Origin of the sequence: Streptomyces sp. NRRL WC-3742, from assembly GCF_000720635.1 — a bacterium.
Lineage (GTDB): Bacteria > Actinomycetota > Actinomycetes > Streptomycetales > Streptomycetaceae > Kitasatospora.
The window spans coordinates 86,178-102,314 of record NZ_JOCF01000037.1; the positions used below are offsets into that span (position 1 = coordinate 86,178).

Sequence of the window (16,137 nt, forward strand, 5' to 3'; positions counted from 1 at the left end):
GCGCCGCCGGTGCACCACGCGCAACGCACCAGAGCTGCAACACAAAGTCACCGTCCCGTAACCATCGGCAACGAGAACCTGTTGGGGGAGGCATGGACAACCTGTTCGGCGAACTTCGGCTGGGGCACCTGCGGCTGGCACCGCTGGGCGTACGCCGCCGCACCAAGGTCACCGCGTCCCGGGCCGCCGCGGAGTACACCGGCCGCTGGGGCTGGACGGTCGCCGCCGGCGACCAGCCCTCGGCCGCCACCGCCCCGACCGCCTGCCCCTGCGGCTCCGCCCGCTGCGGCGCGCCGGGGCTGCACCCCGTCCCGGGCCGCGAGAGCTCCGCCGACGGCGGCGAGGGATCGGTCCTCTTCCCCACCGGCCGCGCCTTCGACGTCCTGGACGTCCCCGAGCAGGCCGGTCTCCAGGCGCTGGTGCGGCTGGAGCGGATGGGCACCCAGGTCGGCCCGGTGCTGGCCTCCCCCACCGGCCGCCTCCAGTTCCTGGTCGCCGCCGGTACCGCTCGCCGCCTGCCCGACCTGCTGTACCGGATGGGCTGGGACGACGCCGCGCTCGACCTGACCTGCCACGGCGAGGGCGGCTACGTCGCCGCCCCGCCCACCGTCCTCGGCGACCTCGGCCCCGTCCGCTGGCTGCGCCGCCCCACCCGCGACAACGCCGGCTGCCCGCCCGAGGCCCGCCTCCTGCTCGGCACCCTCGCCTACGCCTGCCACCGCCGCCGCGAGCGCTCCACCGAAGCCGTCTGGATCGCCTCGTGATTCGCCCGCTCGCCTCCGGGGCGCTCTGACCCGGCGGCGACCGACGCCAGAGGGTCCGCCCCCGATGGGAGCGGACCCTCTCTGTTCCGGCGCGGACCGGGGATCAGTCCCCGATCAGCGCGTCCACGAACGCGGCCGGGTCGAACGGCGCCAGGTCGTCGGCGCCCTCGCCCAGGCCGATCAGCTTGACCGGGACGCCGAGCTCGCGCTGGACGGCCACCACGATGCCGCCCTTGGCGGTGCCGTCCAGCTTGGTCAGCACGATGCCGGTGATGTCGACCACCTCGGCGAACACCCGGGCCTGGATCAGCCCGTTCTGACCGGTGGTGGCGTCCAGCACCAGCAGCACCTCGTCCACCGGGCCGTGCTTCTCCACGACCCGCTTGACCTTGCCCAGCTCGTCCATCAGGCCGGTCTTGGTGTGCAGCCGGCCGGCGGTGTCGACGAGCACGGTGTCCGCGCCCTCGGCGATGCCCTCCTTGACCGCGTCGAAGGCGATCGACGCCGGGTCCCCGCCCTCCGGGCCCCGGACGGTACGGGCGCCGACCCGCTCGCCCCAGGTCTGCAGCTGGTCGGCGGCGGCGGCACGGAAGGTGTCGGCCGCGCCGAGCACCACCGTGCGGCCGTCGGCGACCAGGACGCGGGCCAGCTTGCCGGTGGTGGTGGTCTTGCCGACGCCGTTGACGCCGACGACCAGCACCACGGCCGGGCCCTCGGCGTGCTTGGTGGAGTGGACGGTGCGGTCGGCCTCGGTGCCGATCAGCTGGAGCAGCTCCTCGCGCAGCAGGCCGCGCAGCTCGTCCGGCGTGCGGGTGCCGAGCACCTTCACCCGGGTGCGCAGCCGCTCGACCAGCTCCTGGGTGGGAGCCACGCCGACGTCGGCGGTGAGCAGGGTCTCCTCGATCTCCTCCCAGGTGTCCTCGTCGAGGTGCTCGCGGGAGAGCAGCGAGAGCAGGCCCTTGCCGATCGAGTTCTGCGACCGGGAGAGCCGGGAGCGCAGCCGGACGAGCCGGCCCGCGGTGGGCTCGGGGACCTCGATCGCCGGGGCGGTCCCGGCCTCGGCGGCCTCCTCGACCTCGACAGGCTCGGCGGCCTCGACGGTCTCGGCCGGGAGCTGGACCTCCTCGACGGTGCGGCGCGGCTCCTCGCGGGGAGGCGCGGCCTCCTCGCCGACCTGCGGCTCCTGCGGAGTGGGCTTGGGCGCCGTGATGACCGGCGCCTGCGACTTCGGGGGCAGTTGCTGGCGTCGTCTGCCGGAAACGACGAGGCCCGCGACCGCACCGACGGCGATCACGGCGATGACTACGGCAAGAATCACGTATTCCATAACCCGTCCAGTATCCGCGACGAACGCCGGGATGAACCGCCGCCGCTCGAGGCCGTGTCTTTCGGCTCAGACGGACGCCTTCGGGCGCTCGTGCTCCCGCAGTCGCTGGCTGATCACCTGCGAGATCCCGTCGCCCTTCATCGTCACGCCGTACAGCGCGTCGGCGGACTCCATCGTCAGCTTCTGGTGCGTGATCACGATCAGCTGGGAGCTCTCCCGCAGCTCCTCCATGATCCCGATCAGCCGCCGCAGGTTGGTCTCGTCCAGCGCCGCCTCCACCTCGTCCATCACGTAGAACGGGCTGGGCCGGGCCTTGAAGATCGCCACCAGCATGGCCACGGCCGTCAGCGAGCGCTCGCCGCCGGAGAGCAGCGACAGCCGCTTGACCTTCTTGCCCGGCGGGCGGGCCTCCACCTCGACGCCGGTGGTGAGCATGTTCTCCGGGTCCGTGAGCACCAGCCGCCCCTCCCCGCCGGGGAAGAGCCGGGAGAAGACGCCCTCGAACTGGGCGGCGGTGTCGTGGTACGCCGAGGTGAACAGCTCCTCGACCCGCTGGTCCACGTCCCGGACGATCTCCATCAGGTCCCGCCGGCCGCGCTTGAGGTCGTCCAGCTGCTCGCCGAGGAACTGGTGGCGCTCCTCCAGGGCGGCGAACTCCTCCAGCGCCAGCGGGTTGACCTTGCCGAGCTGCTGGTACGCCTTCTCGGCGGCCCTGAGCCGCTTCTCCTGCTCGGCCCGGACGTACGGGTACGGCTCCCCTGCCTCCTCCCCCTCGGCCGCGGTCGAGGGCGGCACGAGCTGGTCCGGCCCGTACGAGGCCAGCAGCTCGCCGCCGTCGATGCCGAACTCCTCCAGGGCCCGGGCCTCCAGCTGCTCGATCCGCATCCGCTTCTCGGCCCGCAGCACCTCGTCCCGGTGCCCGGCGTCGACCAGCTTGTCCAGCTCCTCCTTGAGGCCCCGCCCGCGCTCGCGGTGCTCCCGCAGTTCGCGCTCGCGCTCGGCGCGCGCCTGTTCGACGGCCGCGCGCCCGGCGTCCGCACGGGCGAGCGAGACCTCCAGGCAGGCCAGCAGCTGCCGGGCGCCCGCCGCGACGGCGTTCGCCACCGCGGCGTCGTGCCGGGCGCGGCGCCGGCGCTCGGCGGCCCGGGCGCGCGCCTCGCGCTCGGTGCGGGCGGCGCGGTCCAGCTGGTCGGCCCGGCCGGCCAGGGCCCGCACCCGCTCCTCGTGGGTGCGGACGGTGAGCCTGGCCTCCAGCTCGGCCTGCCGGGCGGCGCTCGCCGCCTCCGCGAGGCGCTGCTGTTCGGCGCCGTCCGGCTCGTCCTCGCCCTCCTCGGCGCTCTCCTCGGCGGCGGCGAGCCGCTCGGCCAACTCCTCGGCTGCGAGCAGCAGTTCGGCCAGTCCGCCCTCGGCCCGGGCGGCGGAGGCGGTCAGCCGCTCGGCCTCACCCCCGGCCGCGCGGGCCTGCCCGCCGAGCCGCCCGAGGGCTCCGGCGACGGCGGCCCGCTCCTTCTCCACCTGCCGCCGCCGCTCGGTGAGAGCGTCCAGTTCGGCGGCCGACTCCCGCCTGAGCCCGGTGAGTTCGGCCAGTCGCTCGGCCGCCTCGGCGCAGCGGGCGGTGAGTTCCTCGATCGCCCGGGCGGCCTCGTCCACCGCCGCCTGGGTCTCCAGCAGGCTGGGTGCACCACCGGAGCCGCCGTGGGCGAAGCCGGCGCCGAGGCGGTCCCCTTCCGCGGTGACGGCGGCCAGGGCGGGGTGATCGGCGGCCAGCGCCAGGGCCTCGTCCAGGGTGCCGACCACGGCCACCCCGGCCAGCAGCGCCCGTACGGCGGGGATCAACTCGGCCGGGCCGTCCACCAGTTCGGCCGCCCACCGCACCCCGTCAGGCAGTTCCCCGGTGGCGTACGGCACCTCGGCGGCGCCCGCGATCAGCAGCGCGGCCCGCCCGGCGTCCTCGGCGCGGAGCAGCCGCAGCGCCTCGGCGGCCCGGGCCGGAGAGGCGACGGCCACCGCGTCCGCCGCAGCGCCGAGCGCCGCCGCGAGCGGCACCTCGTACCCGGGCTCGATCCGCAGCAGCGCGGCGGCGGGCCCGAGCAGCCCGGTCAGCCTCTCCCCCGCCTCCAGCAGCGCGCCGGTGCCGTCCTTGCGGCGCAGCCCGAGCGAGAGCGCCTCGTGCCGCGCGGTCAGGGCGGCCCGCTCGCGCTCGGCGGCGCCGGCCGCCTCCCGGGCGGCCGTCAGCTCCCGTTCCAGGGCGGCGAGGCGCTCGCGGGCCTCCTGGTGCTCGGCCTCCGCCCGCTCCTCGTCCCCATCCGGGCCGTCGACCTGCTCGCGCAGTTCCTCGTACTCGGCCCGGGCGGCCTCGGCGCGCAGCAGCGCCTCGTCCCTGGCCTCGGTGAGCCGGCCGATCTCGGCCTCGGCGGCGGCCGCCTTGGAACGGGCGGCCGACGCCTGCCCCTGGAGGCGCGCCAGCCCCTCCCGGCGGTCGGCGATGGCCCGGGCGGCGTCCCGCATCCGGCGCTCCTCGACGGCCAGTTCGCGCTCCAGCTCGCTCTTGCGCTCGACGGCCTCGGCCAGCGCGTACTGCGCCTCCTCCAGCGCCTCGGCGAGCGCGGCCTCCTCCTCACGGACGTGCTCGGCCTCGCGCTCCAGCTCCTCCGGGTCCCGCCCGCGGCGCTCCTCGGTCTGCTCCCCCGCGGCGGCGTGCCGGGCCCGGGCCTCGGCCAGGCCGACGGTGCCGCGGGTGCGTTCGGCGAGCGCGGAGAGCCGGTACCAGGTCTGACGGGCGCTCTCCAGGCTCGGCCCGAGCCGCTGGACCTGCGCCTCCAGCACCGATTCGCGCTGCACCGCCCGGGCCAGCTCCTGCTCGACGGTGGTGCGCCGCAGCCGCAGCGCCAGCTCGTCGGCGACCTCGGCCTCGACGGCCCGGCGCAGGGTGAGCAGGTCGTCGGCGAGCAGCCGGAGCCTGGCGTCGCGCAGGTCGGCCTGGATGCCGGCGGCCCGGCGGGCGATCCTGGCCTGCCGGCCGAGCGGGCCGAGCTGGCGGCGCAGTTCGGCCACCAGGTCCTGGACGCGGTTGAGGTTGACCTGCATCGCGTCCATCTTCCGCAGCGCCTTCTCCTTGCGCTTGCGGTGCTTGAGGACGCCGGCCGCCTCCTCGATGAAGGCGCGCCGGCCCATCGGGTCGGCGTGCAGGACGGAGTCCAGCTGCCCCTGGCCGACGATGACGTGCATCTCGCGGCCGATGCCGGAGTCGGAGAGCAGCTCCTGGATGTCCAGCAGGCGGCAGGTCTCGCCGTTGAGCGCGTACTCGCTGCCGCCGTTGCGGAACATCGTCCGGGTGATGGTCACCTCGGCGTAGTCGATCGGCAGGGCGCCGTCGGTGTTGTCGATGGTGAGGCTGACCTCGGCGCGGCCGAGCGGGGCGCGCCCGCTCGTCCCGGCGAAGATGACGTCCTCCATCTTGCCGCCGCGCAGCGACTTGGCCCCCTGCTCGCCCATCACCCAGGACAGGGCGTCCACCACGTTCGACTTGCCGGAGCCGTTGGGGCCGACCACGCAGGTGATGCCGGGCTCGAAGCGCAGGGTGGTGGCGGAGGCGAAGGACTTGAAACCGCGCAGGGTGAGGCTCTTCAGGTGCACGCGGCCGGTCTCCTCATCGCTCCAGACAGGCCACGACCCTAACCCCGCCGCAGGTCCACGGCCGTGCGCGCGGGCCCGGACACGACGAAGGGACGCCACGAGGCGTCCCTTGCAAGAAGCTGCGTCCCTTGCGGGGCGGCTCGGTGCACAGCGGCGTCGATCGGTGGACCGGGTGGGACGGCTCAGGTCAGAGCCGGCTCCCGCTGGTCCAGTTCGATGCCGTTGAGCAGCGAGTGCTCCGCAGCGACAGCGGTCAGCGCGTCGTTCTCAGTCTGCATCCGGAGGAGTTCCGCCTCCAGGTCCAGGACGCGCTGCTGAAGCCGTCGCATCTCGGAGAGCATTCGCGGGTCGGGGCCGCCGACGTACCCGAGAAGCGCCTTTGCCATGATGAATGGTCCTCCACGCTGAGTGACCGAACCGGAACGGTACAGGTCTAGGGGGAAGGGGGACGCACGCGCCGGCGACATCGGCAGTGCCGACTGGGCACTCCGGCACAACCACCGTGAGCTGGGCCCACGAGGGCATGCACCGGCCGGGATGACGCGGTCGTGTGCGCGGGCTTCCAGCGTCTCACCAAAGACGGAACGGGTCAACACGATCACCGCACGCTACCGCGCCCCTGTCACCTGCCTGGCGGTGTCGTCACGCCTGGGGGTCTCGGGCCGGTCCGGTCCACCTCGTGCTCGTGGATCATCGTCGATGCGGAGTCAACCACGAGTCTGCCCGGATGGCAACCGTATGACACCGCCGGTTGCCATCCGATCCAGCGGGGCTCGAGGGCGCGCCTTTCGGGGCACGTCGGATCAGCGGATCTCGAAGCCCGGGTAGCCGGGGCCGACGGCCATCCAGATCTCCGTCACCCCGATGACGTTCCCGGGGGTTCCGGGGCCGCGGAGCAGGGCGAGCAGTAGTTCGCAGTCGGCGGCCAGGCCCTCGGCGACCACCTGCACCCGGCCGTCGCCGAGGTTGCTCGCGTAGCCGGTCAGGCCGATCTCCAGCGCCCGCGCCCTGGTCCACCAGCGGAAGCCGACCTGCTGGACCTTCCCCCGGACCCAGGCGGTCACCCGGACCGGTTCGTCGTCATGGGCGTCGCGACCGTGCATGGCCCCGACCCTAACGGGTCACAGGTCGACGGGCCCCTCGACGGACCAGCCCCGGGCGTGCACCTCGGCGTGCAGCTCGCCCCGCCGCGCCTCCTGCCCGCAGGTGCGGCAGACGAAGGCGGGGTCGAAGGGGTGCTCCTCGTGCCCCTGCGGTGCGTGCGTGAAGGTCACCGGCGGCTCGGGCACCAGCCAGCGGTCGCCCCAGGCGCGCAGCGCGTGCGCCAGCGGCACGAGGTCCCGGCCGGCCTCGGTGAGGTGGTACTCGTAGCGCGGCGGCCGCTCGCTGTAGGGGCGGCGCTCCACCACGCCCGCCTCCTCCAGCGCCCGCAGCCGCGCGGTGAGCCGGTCGCGGGGGGCGCCGGTGTTGCGGGCGATCCGGTCGAAGCGGTGGTTGCCGTACAGCAGCTCGCGCACGGCCAGCAGCGCCCACTTCTCGCCGACCACCTGGAGGGTGGCGGCCATCGAGCAGGGCCGGCCGGGGACGTCGACGGCGGCGAGGGGGGTGTCGGGGGTCACACGCCCAGGCTCCCACACCGGGTTGCCTTCTCAAACCCTCGTGCGCCGCGGACGCGGGACGACCCCGCCGGAGAACCGGCGGGGCCGTCGGGATCACGGACGGATCAGCGGGTCACCAGTCCCCGCCACCGCCGCCGAAGTCGTCGCTGCCGCCGGTGAAGTCGCCACCGCTGAAGTCCGAGGCGTTGAAGTCGGCACCGGTGTAGTCGCCGCCCTCGTGCTGGTCCTGGTAGCCGCCGTGGCCGCCGCCCTCGTACATCGGCGCCGCGTAGGCCGGGCTGCTCATCATCGAGCCGAGCATGGTGCCGACCAGGAGGCCGGGCAGCAGACCGCCGCCGCCGAAGCCGCTGTAGTACCCGCCCGCGTACGGCGCATAGGCCGGGCCGGCGTTCCAGTACGGCTGCGGGCCGTGCTCGGTGTCGACGGTGCGCACCGCCGGGTCGAGGCCCGCCGCCACGCGGTCCGCGTCGGCCTGGCAGACCGGGACGGGGCGGGGGGAGCCGCCGGCCGGGGCCCAGTCGACGTCCTTGACGGACGGGCCGTGGCGCGGGTCCATGAAGCACGGGGGGCGCCGCTCGGGCAGCGGGCGCTTGTCGCGCCGGGCCGCCAGGGTGGCCAGCTGGAACCGGCCGTCCTCGATCGTCTCGGTGACCTGCTTGACGTCCTCGGGCTTCTTGGCCTCGTCCATCAGCCGCTTGGACTTCTCGTACGAGTCCAGGGCGCTGCTGTAGTCGGCGCGCTGGGCGTCGTCGGCGTCGCTCGCCCGCGGGTTGAAGTCGAGCCGCTCCAGCTCGGTGCCGAAGGCGGTGATGTCCTCGTCCACGACGCGGCGCAGCTGCTCCAGCTCGGCGCGGGCCTGCTCCTCCTTGCGCTTCTTGGCGCGGCGGAAGAGGAAGAAGACACCGGCCCCGGCCAGGGCGACCAGCACGACCGGGATGATCACCCAGGCGATGGAGGAGGAGCCGCTGTCGCCGACCCCGTGGCCCTTGGTCTGCGGGACGGCCTGGTCGACGAAGTCGTTCAGGGTGGCGTTGATGTCGCCCTTGTCGGCGCGGGAGACGGCCCCGGCGAGCCGCTCCGCGGAGCCGGCGCTCATCGCGCCCTTGTCGGCCTTGGCCAGGAAGCCGTCGGTACCGCGCCAGACGCCGTAGACGCCGTCGATGCCCACCAGGGTGCGCAGGTCCGTGAGGATGGTGGCCTTGTTGGCGGAGTCGGGGACGACCGCGATGAAGATCGGCTTGTCGGCCTTCTCGATCTTCTTGGTCAGGGCGTCGGCCTGAGCCTGGCTGAAGCGGTCCTGCATCGTCGGGGCGACGTAGACCTGCCCCTTCTTCAGAGTGGCCGCGGCGTCGCTCAGCCCGCCCGCGGCGGAGGCCGCGGGCGCCAGGGCGAGCAGCAGCAGCCCGAGCAGCGCCGCCACCAGGGCAAGTGGCCCGGCGCCCCGGGAACGTCGTGCAAGGGTTCTCATGTCCCCGACGCTACCGTGACCGGCGGAAAAGCACGCCATACCCTTCGCATACTGGTGATAGCAGGATTCCCCGCCGTTCGCCGGGTCGGCTCCCCTTCCCGAGGATGAGATCTCCCCCGGTCGCCCCTGAGACGGGTGGGGCGCAGGAACCACGGGAGGCGGCCGGACGTACGTCCGGGCGGGCCCGGCGAGATCCGGGGGTGGTTCGGGGAGCGTCCCGACCGTACCGCGCGAGCGGGCATAGTGGTTCCGGACATCTCGTCCCATTACCTGTTCTTGACTCTTCTTCCGATCGGAGCACCCGGTGATCATCGGCCTCGTCACCGCCGTGGCGGCATCCGCCTGCTACGGCACCGGCTCGGTCCTCCAGGCCGTCGGTTCCCGCCGTTCCGCGCGGGAGGAGGCCGCCAAGGGCGCTACCGCCTCGACGACCGAGCACGGCGGGCCCAGCCTCTCCTCCACCGCCAAGGCCGCGGTGACCTGGGAGTTCATCGTCGGCACGGTGCTCGACCTGATCGGCTTCGGGCTCGGCGCGATGGCCGCCCGCATGCTGCCGCTGTTCCTGTCGCAGACCATCATCAGCGCCAACCTGGTGATCACGGCGGTGCTGAGCATCAAGCTGCTGGGCATCCGCCTCAAGCAGCTCGAGTGGGCCTCGATCGGCGTGCTCTGCTCGGCGCTGGTGCTGCTGGCCGTCTCCGCCGGCCCCGAGGGCGGCCACCACGCGGAGATGTCCTTCCACTGGTGGCTGCTGATCGTCACCACCGTGCTGCTGGCCGGCGGCGGCGTGCTGGTGCGGCGGATGGGCTCCAAGGGCGCGATCGTCGCCGGTCTGCTCTCCGGCCTCGGCTTCGGCGCGCTGGGCGTCGGCGTGCGCATCCTCAACGGCGTCGAGCCCTTCGAGCTCGGCCCGCTGCTCTCCGACCCGGCGCTGTACGCCGTCCTGGTCGGCGGCCTCGGCGGCATGTACGTCCACACCGTGGCGCTGCAGATCGGCTCGGTCAACGGCGCGACGGCCGCGCTGGTCGTCGGCGAGACGGTGCTGCCCGGCGCCGTCGGCGTGCTCTGGCTCGGGGACTCCTCCAAGGCGGGCCTCGGCTGGCTCGGCGTGGCCGGCTTCCTGCTCGCGGTGGTCTCCGCGGTCGGCGTCGCCTACTTCGGCCAGGACACCCACGGCACCCCCGGCGACACCTCCGCCGAACAGCCCGAACTCGCCAAGCACTAGGCCAAGCACTGAGCCCTGCTCAGCGGCTGCGCGGCACCCTCTGGCAGCGCGGGCAGAAGTAGCTGGAGCGGTTCATCCAGGCCGCCCGCCTGATCGGGGTGCCGCAGCGGCGGCAGGGCTCGTGCTCGCGGCCGTAGGCGTCCAGGTCAAGGGAGAAGTAGCCGCTCTCGCCGTTGACGTTGACGTACAGGCTGTCGAAGCTGGTGCCGCCCACCGCCAGGGCCGCCGTCATCACCTCGCGGGCGTGGCCGAGCAGCAGGGCGGCCTGCGGGCGGGTGAGGGTGGCGGTCGGGCGGTCGTAGTGCAGCTTGGCGCGCCACAGGGCCTCGTCGGCGTAGATGTTGCCGACGCCGCTGATCAGCGTCTGGTCGAGCAGCGCCCGCTTGACGGTGGTGCGCCTGGCCCGCAGCGCGGCCGCGAAGGCGCCGTCGTCGAAGCGCGGGTCGAGGGGGTCGCGGGCGATGTGGGCGATGGAGACGGGTGTGCCCTCCGGGTCCCCGTCCTCGGCCTCCTCGACCGCGAGGCCCCCGAAGGTCCGCTGGTCGACGAAGCGCAGCTCCCGCCCGCCGTCCTCGAAGCGCAGCCGTACGCGCAGGTACGTCTCGTCGGGTACGGAGGCGTCCTGGACGAGGAGTTGGCCGCTCATGCCGAGGTGGCCGATCAGCGAGAACCCGGCCCCGGTCCCGTCGAGCGGCACCCAGAGGTACTTGCCGCGCCGCTGGGCGCTGCCGAGGGTGGTGCCCGTCAGCCGGGCGGCGAAGTCCTCGGCACCGGCGGGCTGTCGGCGTACGGCGCGCGGGTGGAGCACCTGGACGTCGGCGACGGTCCGCCCGGCGACCCAGTTCGCCAGACCTCGGCGGACGACCTCGACCTCGGGGAGTTCGGGCACGTGGAAAAGCCTCCTGCGGAAGAAGGATCAGCAGGAGGCCAGGGTACTTCGTCCGGGATCAGGCCCCGGCGGGCAGCCTGTCGGCGTACTTCTCCCTGATCGCCCGCCAGGCGCTCTCGGCGGCCTTCTGCTCGGCCTCCTTCTTCGAGCGGCCGACGCCGCTGCCGAAGTCCTCGCCGGCCACCCGGGCCGCCGCGGTGAAGGTCTTCTCGTGGTCCGGACCGGACTCCATGACCACGTACTCGGGCACGCCGATGCCCACGGAGGCGGTGAGCTCCTGCAGGCTGGTCTTCCAGTCCAGGCCGACGCCCAGCCGCGAGGACTCCTCGATCAGCGGGTCGAACAGCCGGTGGACGAACTCGGTGGCCGCCTCCAGCCCCTGGTCGAGGTAGATGGCCCCGATCACGGCCTCGACGGTGTCCGCGAGGATCGACGACTTGTCGCGGCCGCCGGTGCCCTCCTCGCCCTTGCCGAGCCGGATGAACGTGCCGAGGTCCAGGCCCCGGCCGACGTCCGCGAGCGCGCGGGAGTTGACCACCGCGGCGCGCAGCTTGGCGAGCGTACCCTCCGGGACGTCCGGGTGGACGCGGTAGAGGGTGTCGGTCACCACCAGGCCCAGCACCGAGTCGCCCAGGAACTCCAGGCGCTCGTTGGTGGGCAGCCCGCCGTTCTCGTACGCGTACGAGCGGTGGGTCAGGGCACGCACCAGAAGGGCGTCCTCGAGCGTGTACCCGAGGCGCCCTTCCAGAACGTCGTATTCGGTCGAAGCCGGCCCGCCGGCCTTTCCGTTGCCCGAAATACCCTTCGGGGCAGCGGGTGCCTTGCGGGTGGAGTTACCGTCCGACATCGATCCGTGCACCCGCCGATCAGACCGAGAGGACCTGGCGACGGTTGTACGTGCCGCAGCTCGGGCACGCGATGTGACCCAGCTTCGGCTCGTGGCAGCGGTCGCACGCCACGAGGGCCGGAACGACGGCCTTCCAGTTGGACCGGCGGTGGCGCGTGTTGCTGCGCGACATCTTCCGCTTCGGAACAGCCACGGCTACTTCTCCTGGTTCTCGGCGAGACCCTCACGGGTGTCGCTGTTCTTGATCCCGTCACCCTCGTCGCCGGGGGTGGCGGAGAGTCCCTGCAGAGCCGCCCACCGGGGGTCGGCGGCGTCGTGGTGGTGCGCCGGGTCGTCGCTCAGGCGCGCTCCGCACTCGGAGCACAGGCCCAGGCAGTCTTCCTGGCACACCGGCTGCAGCGGCAGTGCGAGCACCACCGCGTCACGCAGCACCGGCTGGAGGTCGAACAGGTCGCCCTCCAGACGGTAAGTCTCGTCTTCCGAGTCCTCGTCGAGGTCCTCGGCACCGGGGGTCCGGGCGAGGCGCTCGTCGGACTCCGGGTAGTAGTACAGCTCCTGGAAGTCGACGTCGATGTCGAACTCGACAGGCTCCAGGCACCGGACGCACTCGCCCTCGACCTGGGCCTCGGCGGTGCCGGTGACCAGCACGCCCTCGACCACGGACTCCAGGCGCAGCTCCAGCTCGATCGGGCTCTTCTCGGGAACCGCGATCACGTCGATGATCCCCAGGCCCTCGGGGGCCTCCAGGGTCCGGCTCACCTTGCGCATGGCACCCGGACGCCGTCCCAGCTCGTGCGTGTCGAACACGAGGGGGTTGCGGTGGTCGAGGCGGTTCAAGGTGTCCTGACTTCCATGGGATTCGATCGAGAGCCTCCCCGTTCGGCTCGGCGCCGCGAGGGCAAGCCGACAGCCGGACATGGGGATGCCGGAGTGGTCAGACTACCCGAGTCTCCCGCCAGGCCCAACTTCGGCCCTGGCGGGGGCCTCGCGGGGGCGCTCAGCGACCGCCCAGCTCCCGGAGCCGGGTCATGTCGATCATGCTGGTGTCGAAGAAGCTGGTCTCGTCCAGCCCCTGCTGCTGCTGGTGCGGCAGCGCCGGGGGCAGGGCCGGCGGCTGGGCGGGCTGCTGGGGGTAGGCGTAGCCGTCGTACGGCTGGGCGCCGTAGCCGCCCTGCTGCTGGGCGGGCTGCTGTTGGCCGTGCTGCTGGGGATAGGCGTAGCCGTCGTGCTGCTGCTGGCCCTGGTACTCCTGCTGCTGCGGGTAGCCCTGCTGCTGGCCCCACTGGGTGTGGTACGGGTCACCCTGGGCCGCCGGGTCGTAGCCGCCGCCGTACACCTCGGCGTACTGGCCCTGCTGCTGGGCGGTGGCCGCGTACTGGTCGGCCCCCTGGTTCTGCCAGCCGGCCGCGGCCGGGGTCTGTTCCGGCCAGGTCTGCTGCTGCGGGACGTCCTCGCGGTACCAGGCGATGTCCGCGCCGTCCCCGTCCTCGGCGAAGCCCGCCGCCACCGCCTCGGCCCGCTCCTTGGCCTGCTGCGCCTCGTCGGCGGCGGCCAGGTAGGCGCCCAGCTCGTCGATGGGCCGCTTGCCGAGCAGCTTGTCGCGGCCCTTGCCGACCGCCTCCAGGGTCGCGCTGAGCACGTTCTCCAGGGTGGCGAGCTTCACGTCGACGTACTCGTCGACCTCGGGGCTCGGGCTGATCCGCTGCGGCTGGAACTCCTCGCCGTCCGTCTCGCCCTCGTACTCGGTCTCGAAGACGCTGGAGTCGCCGCGCAGCTTCGTCCGGCCGCGGCCGACCGCGCCGAGGGTCTTGGTGAGCACGACCTCGAAGTTGGCCAGCTTGCTGTCGACGTAGTCGTCGGCCTCGGCGCGCTTGGCCTCCATCTCGGAACGGGCCTCGGCGAGGATCCGGTCGGACTCGGCCTGGGCCCGCCGCACCACCTCGGTGTCCGAGATCAGCGAGCCGCGCTCGGCGTGCGCGCCCTGGATGATCCGCTCCGCCTCGGCCTGGGCGCCGGCCACCACATGCTCGTGGTCGGCCATCACCGACTGCGCCTGGGCGAGTTCGGCGGGCAGCGCCGCCTTGAGGTCGTTGAGCAGGCCGATCAGCTCGGCCCGGTTCACCACGCAGGAGGCCGACATGGGCATCGAGCGGGCGTTCTCCACCGCCGCCACGATCTCGTCGACCTTGTTCTGCACGTCCACGGGTCTTCGTCTTTCCGTGTGCCGCCGACTCCGGCGGAGGCAGGCCCGGCGCGGTGAACCTCACCGCAGGGCAGGAATACAGACTGTACGGCCACCGCGCGGCGAGGTCACACCTCCCGGTCCCGCGCCCACCCGGTGGGCGCGGGACAAACCGTGACGAACCGGCAGGACCGGGACGGTCGGTGCGTACTGCGTACTGCGTGCCGAGGGCTGAGGGCTACTGGTCGGCCCGGCGCTGCGCGATCCGGTCCACCAGGCGGCGGTGGACCAGCTCCGGCAGCAGGTGCGAGACGTCCCCGCCGTACGAGGCGACCTCCTTGGCCAGCGTCGAGGAGAGGAAGCTGTACGTCGGCGAGGTCGGCAGGAACAGCGTCTCCACGCCGGTCAGGCCGTTGTTCATGTGCGCCATCTGCAGCTCGTAGTCGAAGTCGCTGACCGCGCGCAGGCCCTTGACGATCGCCGGGATGCCCCGCTCGCGGCAGAAGTCCACCAGCAGGCCCTGGTGCGACTCGACCACCACGTTGCCGAACTGCGCGGTGACCTCCTCGATCAGCGCGATCCGCTCGTCGATGGTGAACATGCCCTGCTTGCTCCGGTTCACCAGGACCGCGACATGCACCACGTCGTACAGCTTCGAGGCGCGCTCGATGATGTCGAGGTGGCCGTTGTGGATCGGGTCGAACGAACCGGGGCAGACGGCTCGGCGCATGGCGTGTGTGCTCCCTCGTGGGGTGACGGCTACTGCGGGCCGCGGACCGCTAGTCGTGATCGCCGGCCGCGGCGGCGGCGCGACCGTACCAGAGCGTGCCCTCGCCGTAGCGGCGGGAGCGCAGCCCCTCGAAACCCTCGGGCCAGCCGAACTCGCCGCCCCGGGTACTGCGCTCCACGGTGACGAGTACGTCCTCCGCGAGCCAGCCCCCGGCCGACAGTGTGGTCAACATCTCGCGCAGCTCCGCGTCCGTCACCGCGTACGGCGGGTCGAGGAACACCAGGTCGTACGGCGCCTCCGGGGCGGGCCCGGCGACCACCTTCTCCGCCTTGGCGGCCTTCACCAGCGCGCCCGGCAGGCCGATCTCCCGAACGTTCTCCCGGATCACCCGGGCCGCCTGGGCGTCGGCCTCGACCAGCAGCACATGCTCCGCGCCGCGCGAGAGCGCCTCCAGTCCCACCGCGCCAGATCCGCCGAACAGGTCCAGCATCCGGGCCCCGTGCAGGGTGCCGCGCAGCGCCTCCAGGGTGGAGAACATCGCCTCGCGGGCCTTGTCGGAGGTCGGCCGGGTGCTCCGGCCGGGCGGTACGGCCAGCCGGCGGCCACCGGCCGCCCCGGCGATCACGCGGGTCATGGTGGGGAAGGGTCCTTTCGTCGCTGCGCGACCACGCTATCCCGCCCCGAGCCGAAGGGGCGCGCCGGTGCCGAAAGGGAGAAGCGAGGGAGCGACGGAGGAGCGAGGGAGCGTCGACCGTCGGCACCGGGTCAGGAGCGCCCCGGAGGCGAGCGGGCGGGCCACAGGACCGAACGCCCGTGGCCCGGCGGGAACCCCCACCGGGCCACGGGCGCGCTCAGGTCGTCAGACGGCTTCGGAGCCCGCCGGCTGGTTGGGGACGGAGGCGCCGAGCAGGGCCGGCGAGGCGTAGCGGGACCAGGACAGGCAGCCGTCCGGCGGGCAGAACTCGGGGCGGCGCGGGTCGTGGCCGAGCTCGCGCAGCTTGGTGCGGACGGAGTCGGGCGTACGGCCGAAGCGGGCGGCGATCCTGGCGATGGTCTCGCCGTCGTGGAAGCGCCGGACCAGCTCCTCCTCGTGCTGCGGCACCCAGGGGGCACCGTGGCCGGGGTACAGCTCGCGCAGCACGTCGCGGTCGGGGATGGGCTCGGAGACGTCGGCGACGATCGCCAGCGCCCGCAGCGCGCGGTTGAGCGCGATGCGCAGCGAGGCGACGTCCTCGACCGGCAGCCGCAGCCGGCCCGAGGCGAGCGGGGACGAAGCCTCGCCCTCGCGCCAGCCGGTCAGGGTGAGGGTGACCTCGCGGTCGTCGTCGCTGGCCAGTTCGATCCGGAAGACCTTGTCGCCCAGCGGGAGCTCGTTGAGATGACGGAATGCCATGGCAGGACCCCCAAGTGTCGTGCCCGGTACGCACCTTGAAGGTGCGCCCTGAACACC

The 16,137-nt window shown here is 73.3% G+C and carries 16 protein-coding genes; 2 read left to right on the forward strand and 14 right to left on the reverse strand.

What is annotated here, in order from left to right:
• The first annotated feature begins 92 nt into the window (after window positions 1-92).
• Window positions 93-764: a bifunctional DNA primase/polymerase gene (locus IH61_RS0121295; protein ID WP_031072147.1), complete on the forward strand. Its 672-nt coding sequence runs from the start codon at window positions 93-95 to the stop codon at window positions 762-764.
• A gap of 103 nt (window positions 765-867) precedes the next feature.
• Here the strand turns inward: IH61_RS0121295 and ftsY are convergent, their stop codons facing one another.
• The 6 genes from ftsY to IH61_RS0121325 all read right to left on the reverse strand — a co-directional run bounded on the left by ftsY (window position 868) and on the right by IH61_RS0121325 (window position 8,814).
• The gene (gene ftsY, locus IH61_RS0121300) at window positions 868-2,091 is read right to left on the reverse strand and encodes a signal recognition particle-docking protein FtsY (RefSeq protein WP_031072148.1); all 1,224 of its coding nucleotides are present in this window, start codon (window positions 2,089-2,091) and stop codon (window positions 868-870) included.
• A gap of 66 nt (window positions 2,092-2,157) precedes the next feature.
• Window positions 2,158-5,727 (reverse strand): chromosome segregation protein SMC, encoded by a 3,570-nt coding sequence (smc, locus tag IH61_RS0121305; protein ID WP_031072150.1) that lies wholly within the window; start codon window positions 5,725-5,727, stop codon window positions 2,158-2,160.
• Window positions 5,728-5,909: 182 nt separating this feature from the next.
• The gene (locus tag IH61_RS0121310; protein ID WP_031072152.1) at window positions 5,910-6,113 is read right to left on the reverse strand and encodes a hypothetical protein; all 204 of its coding nucleotides are present in this window, start codon (window positions 6,111-6,113) and stop codon (window positions 5,910-5,912) included.
• 417 nt (window positions 6,114-6,530) lie between these two features.
• On the reverse strand, window positions 6,531-6,830 hold the full coding sequence (locus tag IH61_RS0121315) for an acylphosphatase (protein ID WP_031072154.1): 300 nt from the start codon (window positions 6,828-6,830) through the stop codon (window positions 6,531-6,533).
• An 18-nt stretch (window positions 6,831-6,848) separates the two neighbouring features.
• Window positions 6,849-7,346, reverse strand: a complete 498-nt coding sequence (locus IH61_RS0121320) for a winged helix-turn-helix transcriptional regulator (protein WP_031072156.1) — start codon at window positions 7,344-7,346, stop codon at window positions 6,849-6,851.
• Window positions 7,347-7,458: 112 nt separating this feature from the next.
• Entirely contained in the window at window positions 7,459-8,814 is a 1,356-nt protein-coding gene (locus tag IH61_RS0121325) for a hypothetical protein (protein ID WP_031072158.1), read from the reverse strand.
• A 304-nt stretch (window positions 8,815-9,118) separates the two neighbouring features.
• Between IH61_RS0121325 and IH61_RS0121330 the strand changes: the two genes are divergently transcribed.
• Window positions 9,119-10,039 (forward strand): hypothetical protein, encoded by a 921-nt coding sequence (locus IH61_RS0121330; RefSeq protein WP_031072160.1) that lies wholly within the window; start codon window positions 9,119-9,121, stop codon window positions 10,037-10,039.
• 19 nt (window positions 10,040-10,058) lie between these two features.
• Here IH61_RS0121330 and mutM read toward each other — a convergent pair whose 3' ends face one another.
• The 8 genes from mutM to IH61_RS0121370 all read right to left on the reverse strand — a co-directional run bounded on the left by mutM (window position 10,059) and on the right by IH61_RS0121370 (window position 16,080).
• On the reverse strand, window positions 10,059-10,928 hold the full coding sequence (mutM, locus tag IH61_RS0121335; RefSeq protein WP_031072162.1) for a bifunctional DNA-formamidopyrimidine glycosylase/DNA-(apurinic or apyrimidinic site) lyase: 870 nt from the start codon (window positions 10,926-10,928) through the stop codon (window positions 10,059-10,061).
• Between the two features lie 58 nt (window positions 10,929-10,986).
• Window positions 10,987-11,775, reverse strand: a complete 789-nt coding sequence (rnc, locus tag IH61_RS0121340; protein WP_078911286.1) for a ribonuclease III — start codon at window positions 11,773-11,775, stop codon at window positions 10,987-10,989.
• Between the two features lie 19 nt (window positions 11,776-11,794).
• Window positions 11,795-11,968, reverse strand: a complete 174-nt coding sequence (rpmF, locus tag IH61_RS0121345) for a 50S ribosomal protein L32 (protein ID WP_030056747.1) — start codon at window positions 11,966-11,968, stop codon at window positions 11,795-11,797.
• 2 nt (window positions 11,969-11,970) lie between these two features.
• A complete protein-coding gene (locus tag IH61_RS0121350) occupies window positions 11,971-12,612 on the reverse strand; it encodes a YceD family protein (protein WP_031072166.1) in 642 nt (213 codons plus the stop codon).
• A gap of 160 nt (window positions 12,613-12,772) precedes the next feature.
• Window positions 12,773-13,978, reverse strand: a complete 1,206-nt coding sequence (locus IH61_RS0121355; RefSeq protein WP_031072168.1) for a hypothetical protein — start codon at window positions 13,976-13,978, stop codon at window positions 12,773-12,775.
• A gap of 217 nt (window positions 13,979-14,195) precedes the next feature.
• Window positions 14,196-14,687, reverse strand: coding sequence for a pantetheine-phosphate adenylyltransferase (gene coaD, locus IH61_RS0121360; protein WP_031072170.1), 492 nt, complete (start codon window positions 14,685-14,687; stop codon window positions 14,196-14,198).
• Window positions 14,688-14,736: 49 nt separating this feature from the next.
• On the reverse strand, window positions 14,737-15,321 hold the full coding sequence (gene rsmD / locus IH61_RS0121365) for a 16S rRNA (guanine(966)-N(2))-methyltransferase RsmD (RefSeq protein WP_031072172.1): 585 nt from the start codon (window positions 15,319-15,321) through the stop codon (window positions 14,737-14,739).
• Between the two features lie 225 nt (window positions 15,322-15,546).
• Entirely contained in the window at window positions 15,547-16,080 is a 534-nt protein-coding gene (locus IH61_RS0121370) for a hypothetical protein (protein ID WP_031072174.1), read from the reverse strand.
• Between the last annotated feature and the right edge of the window lie 57 nt (window positions 16,081-16,137).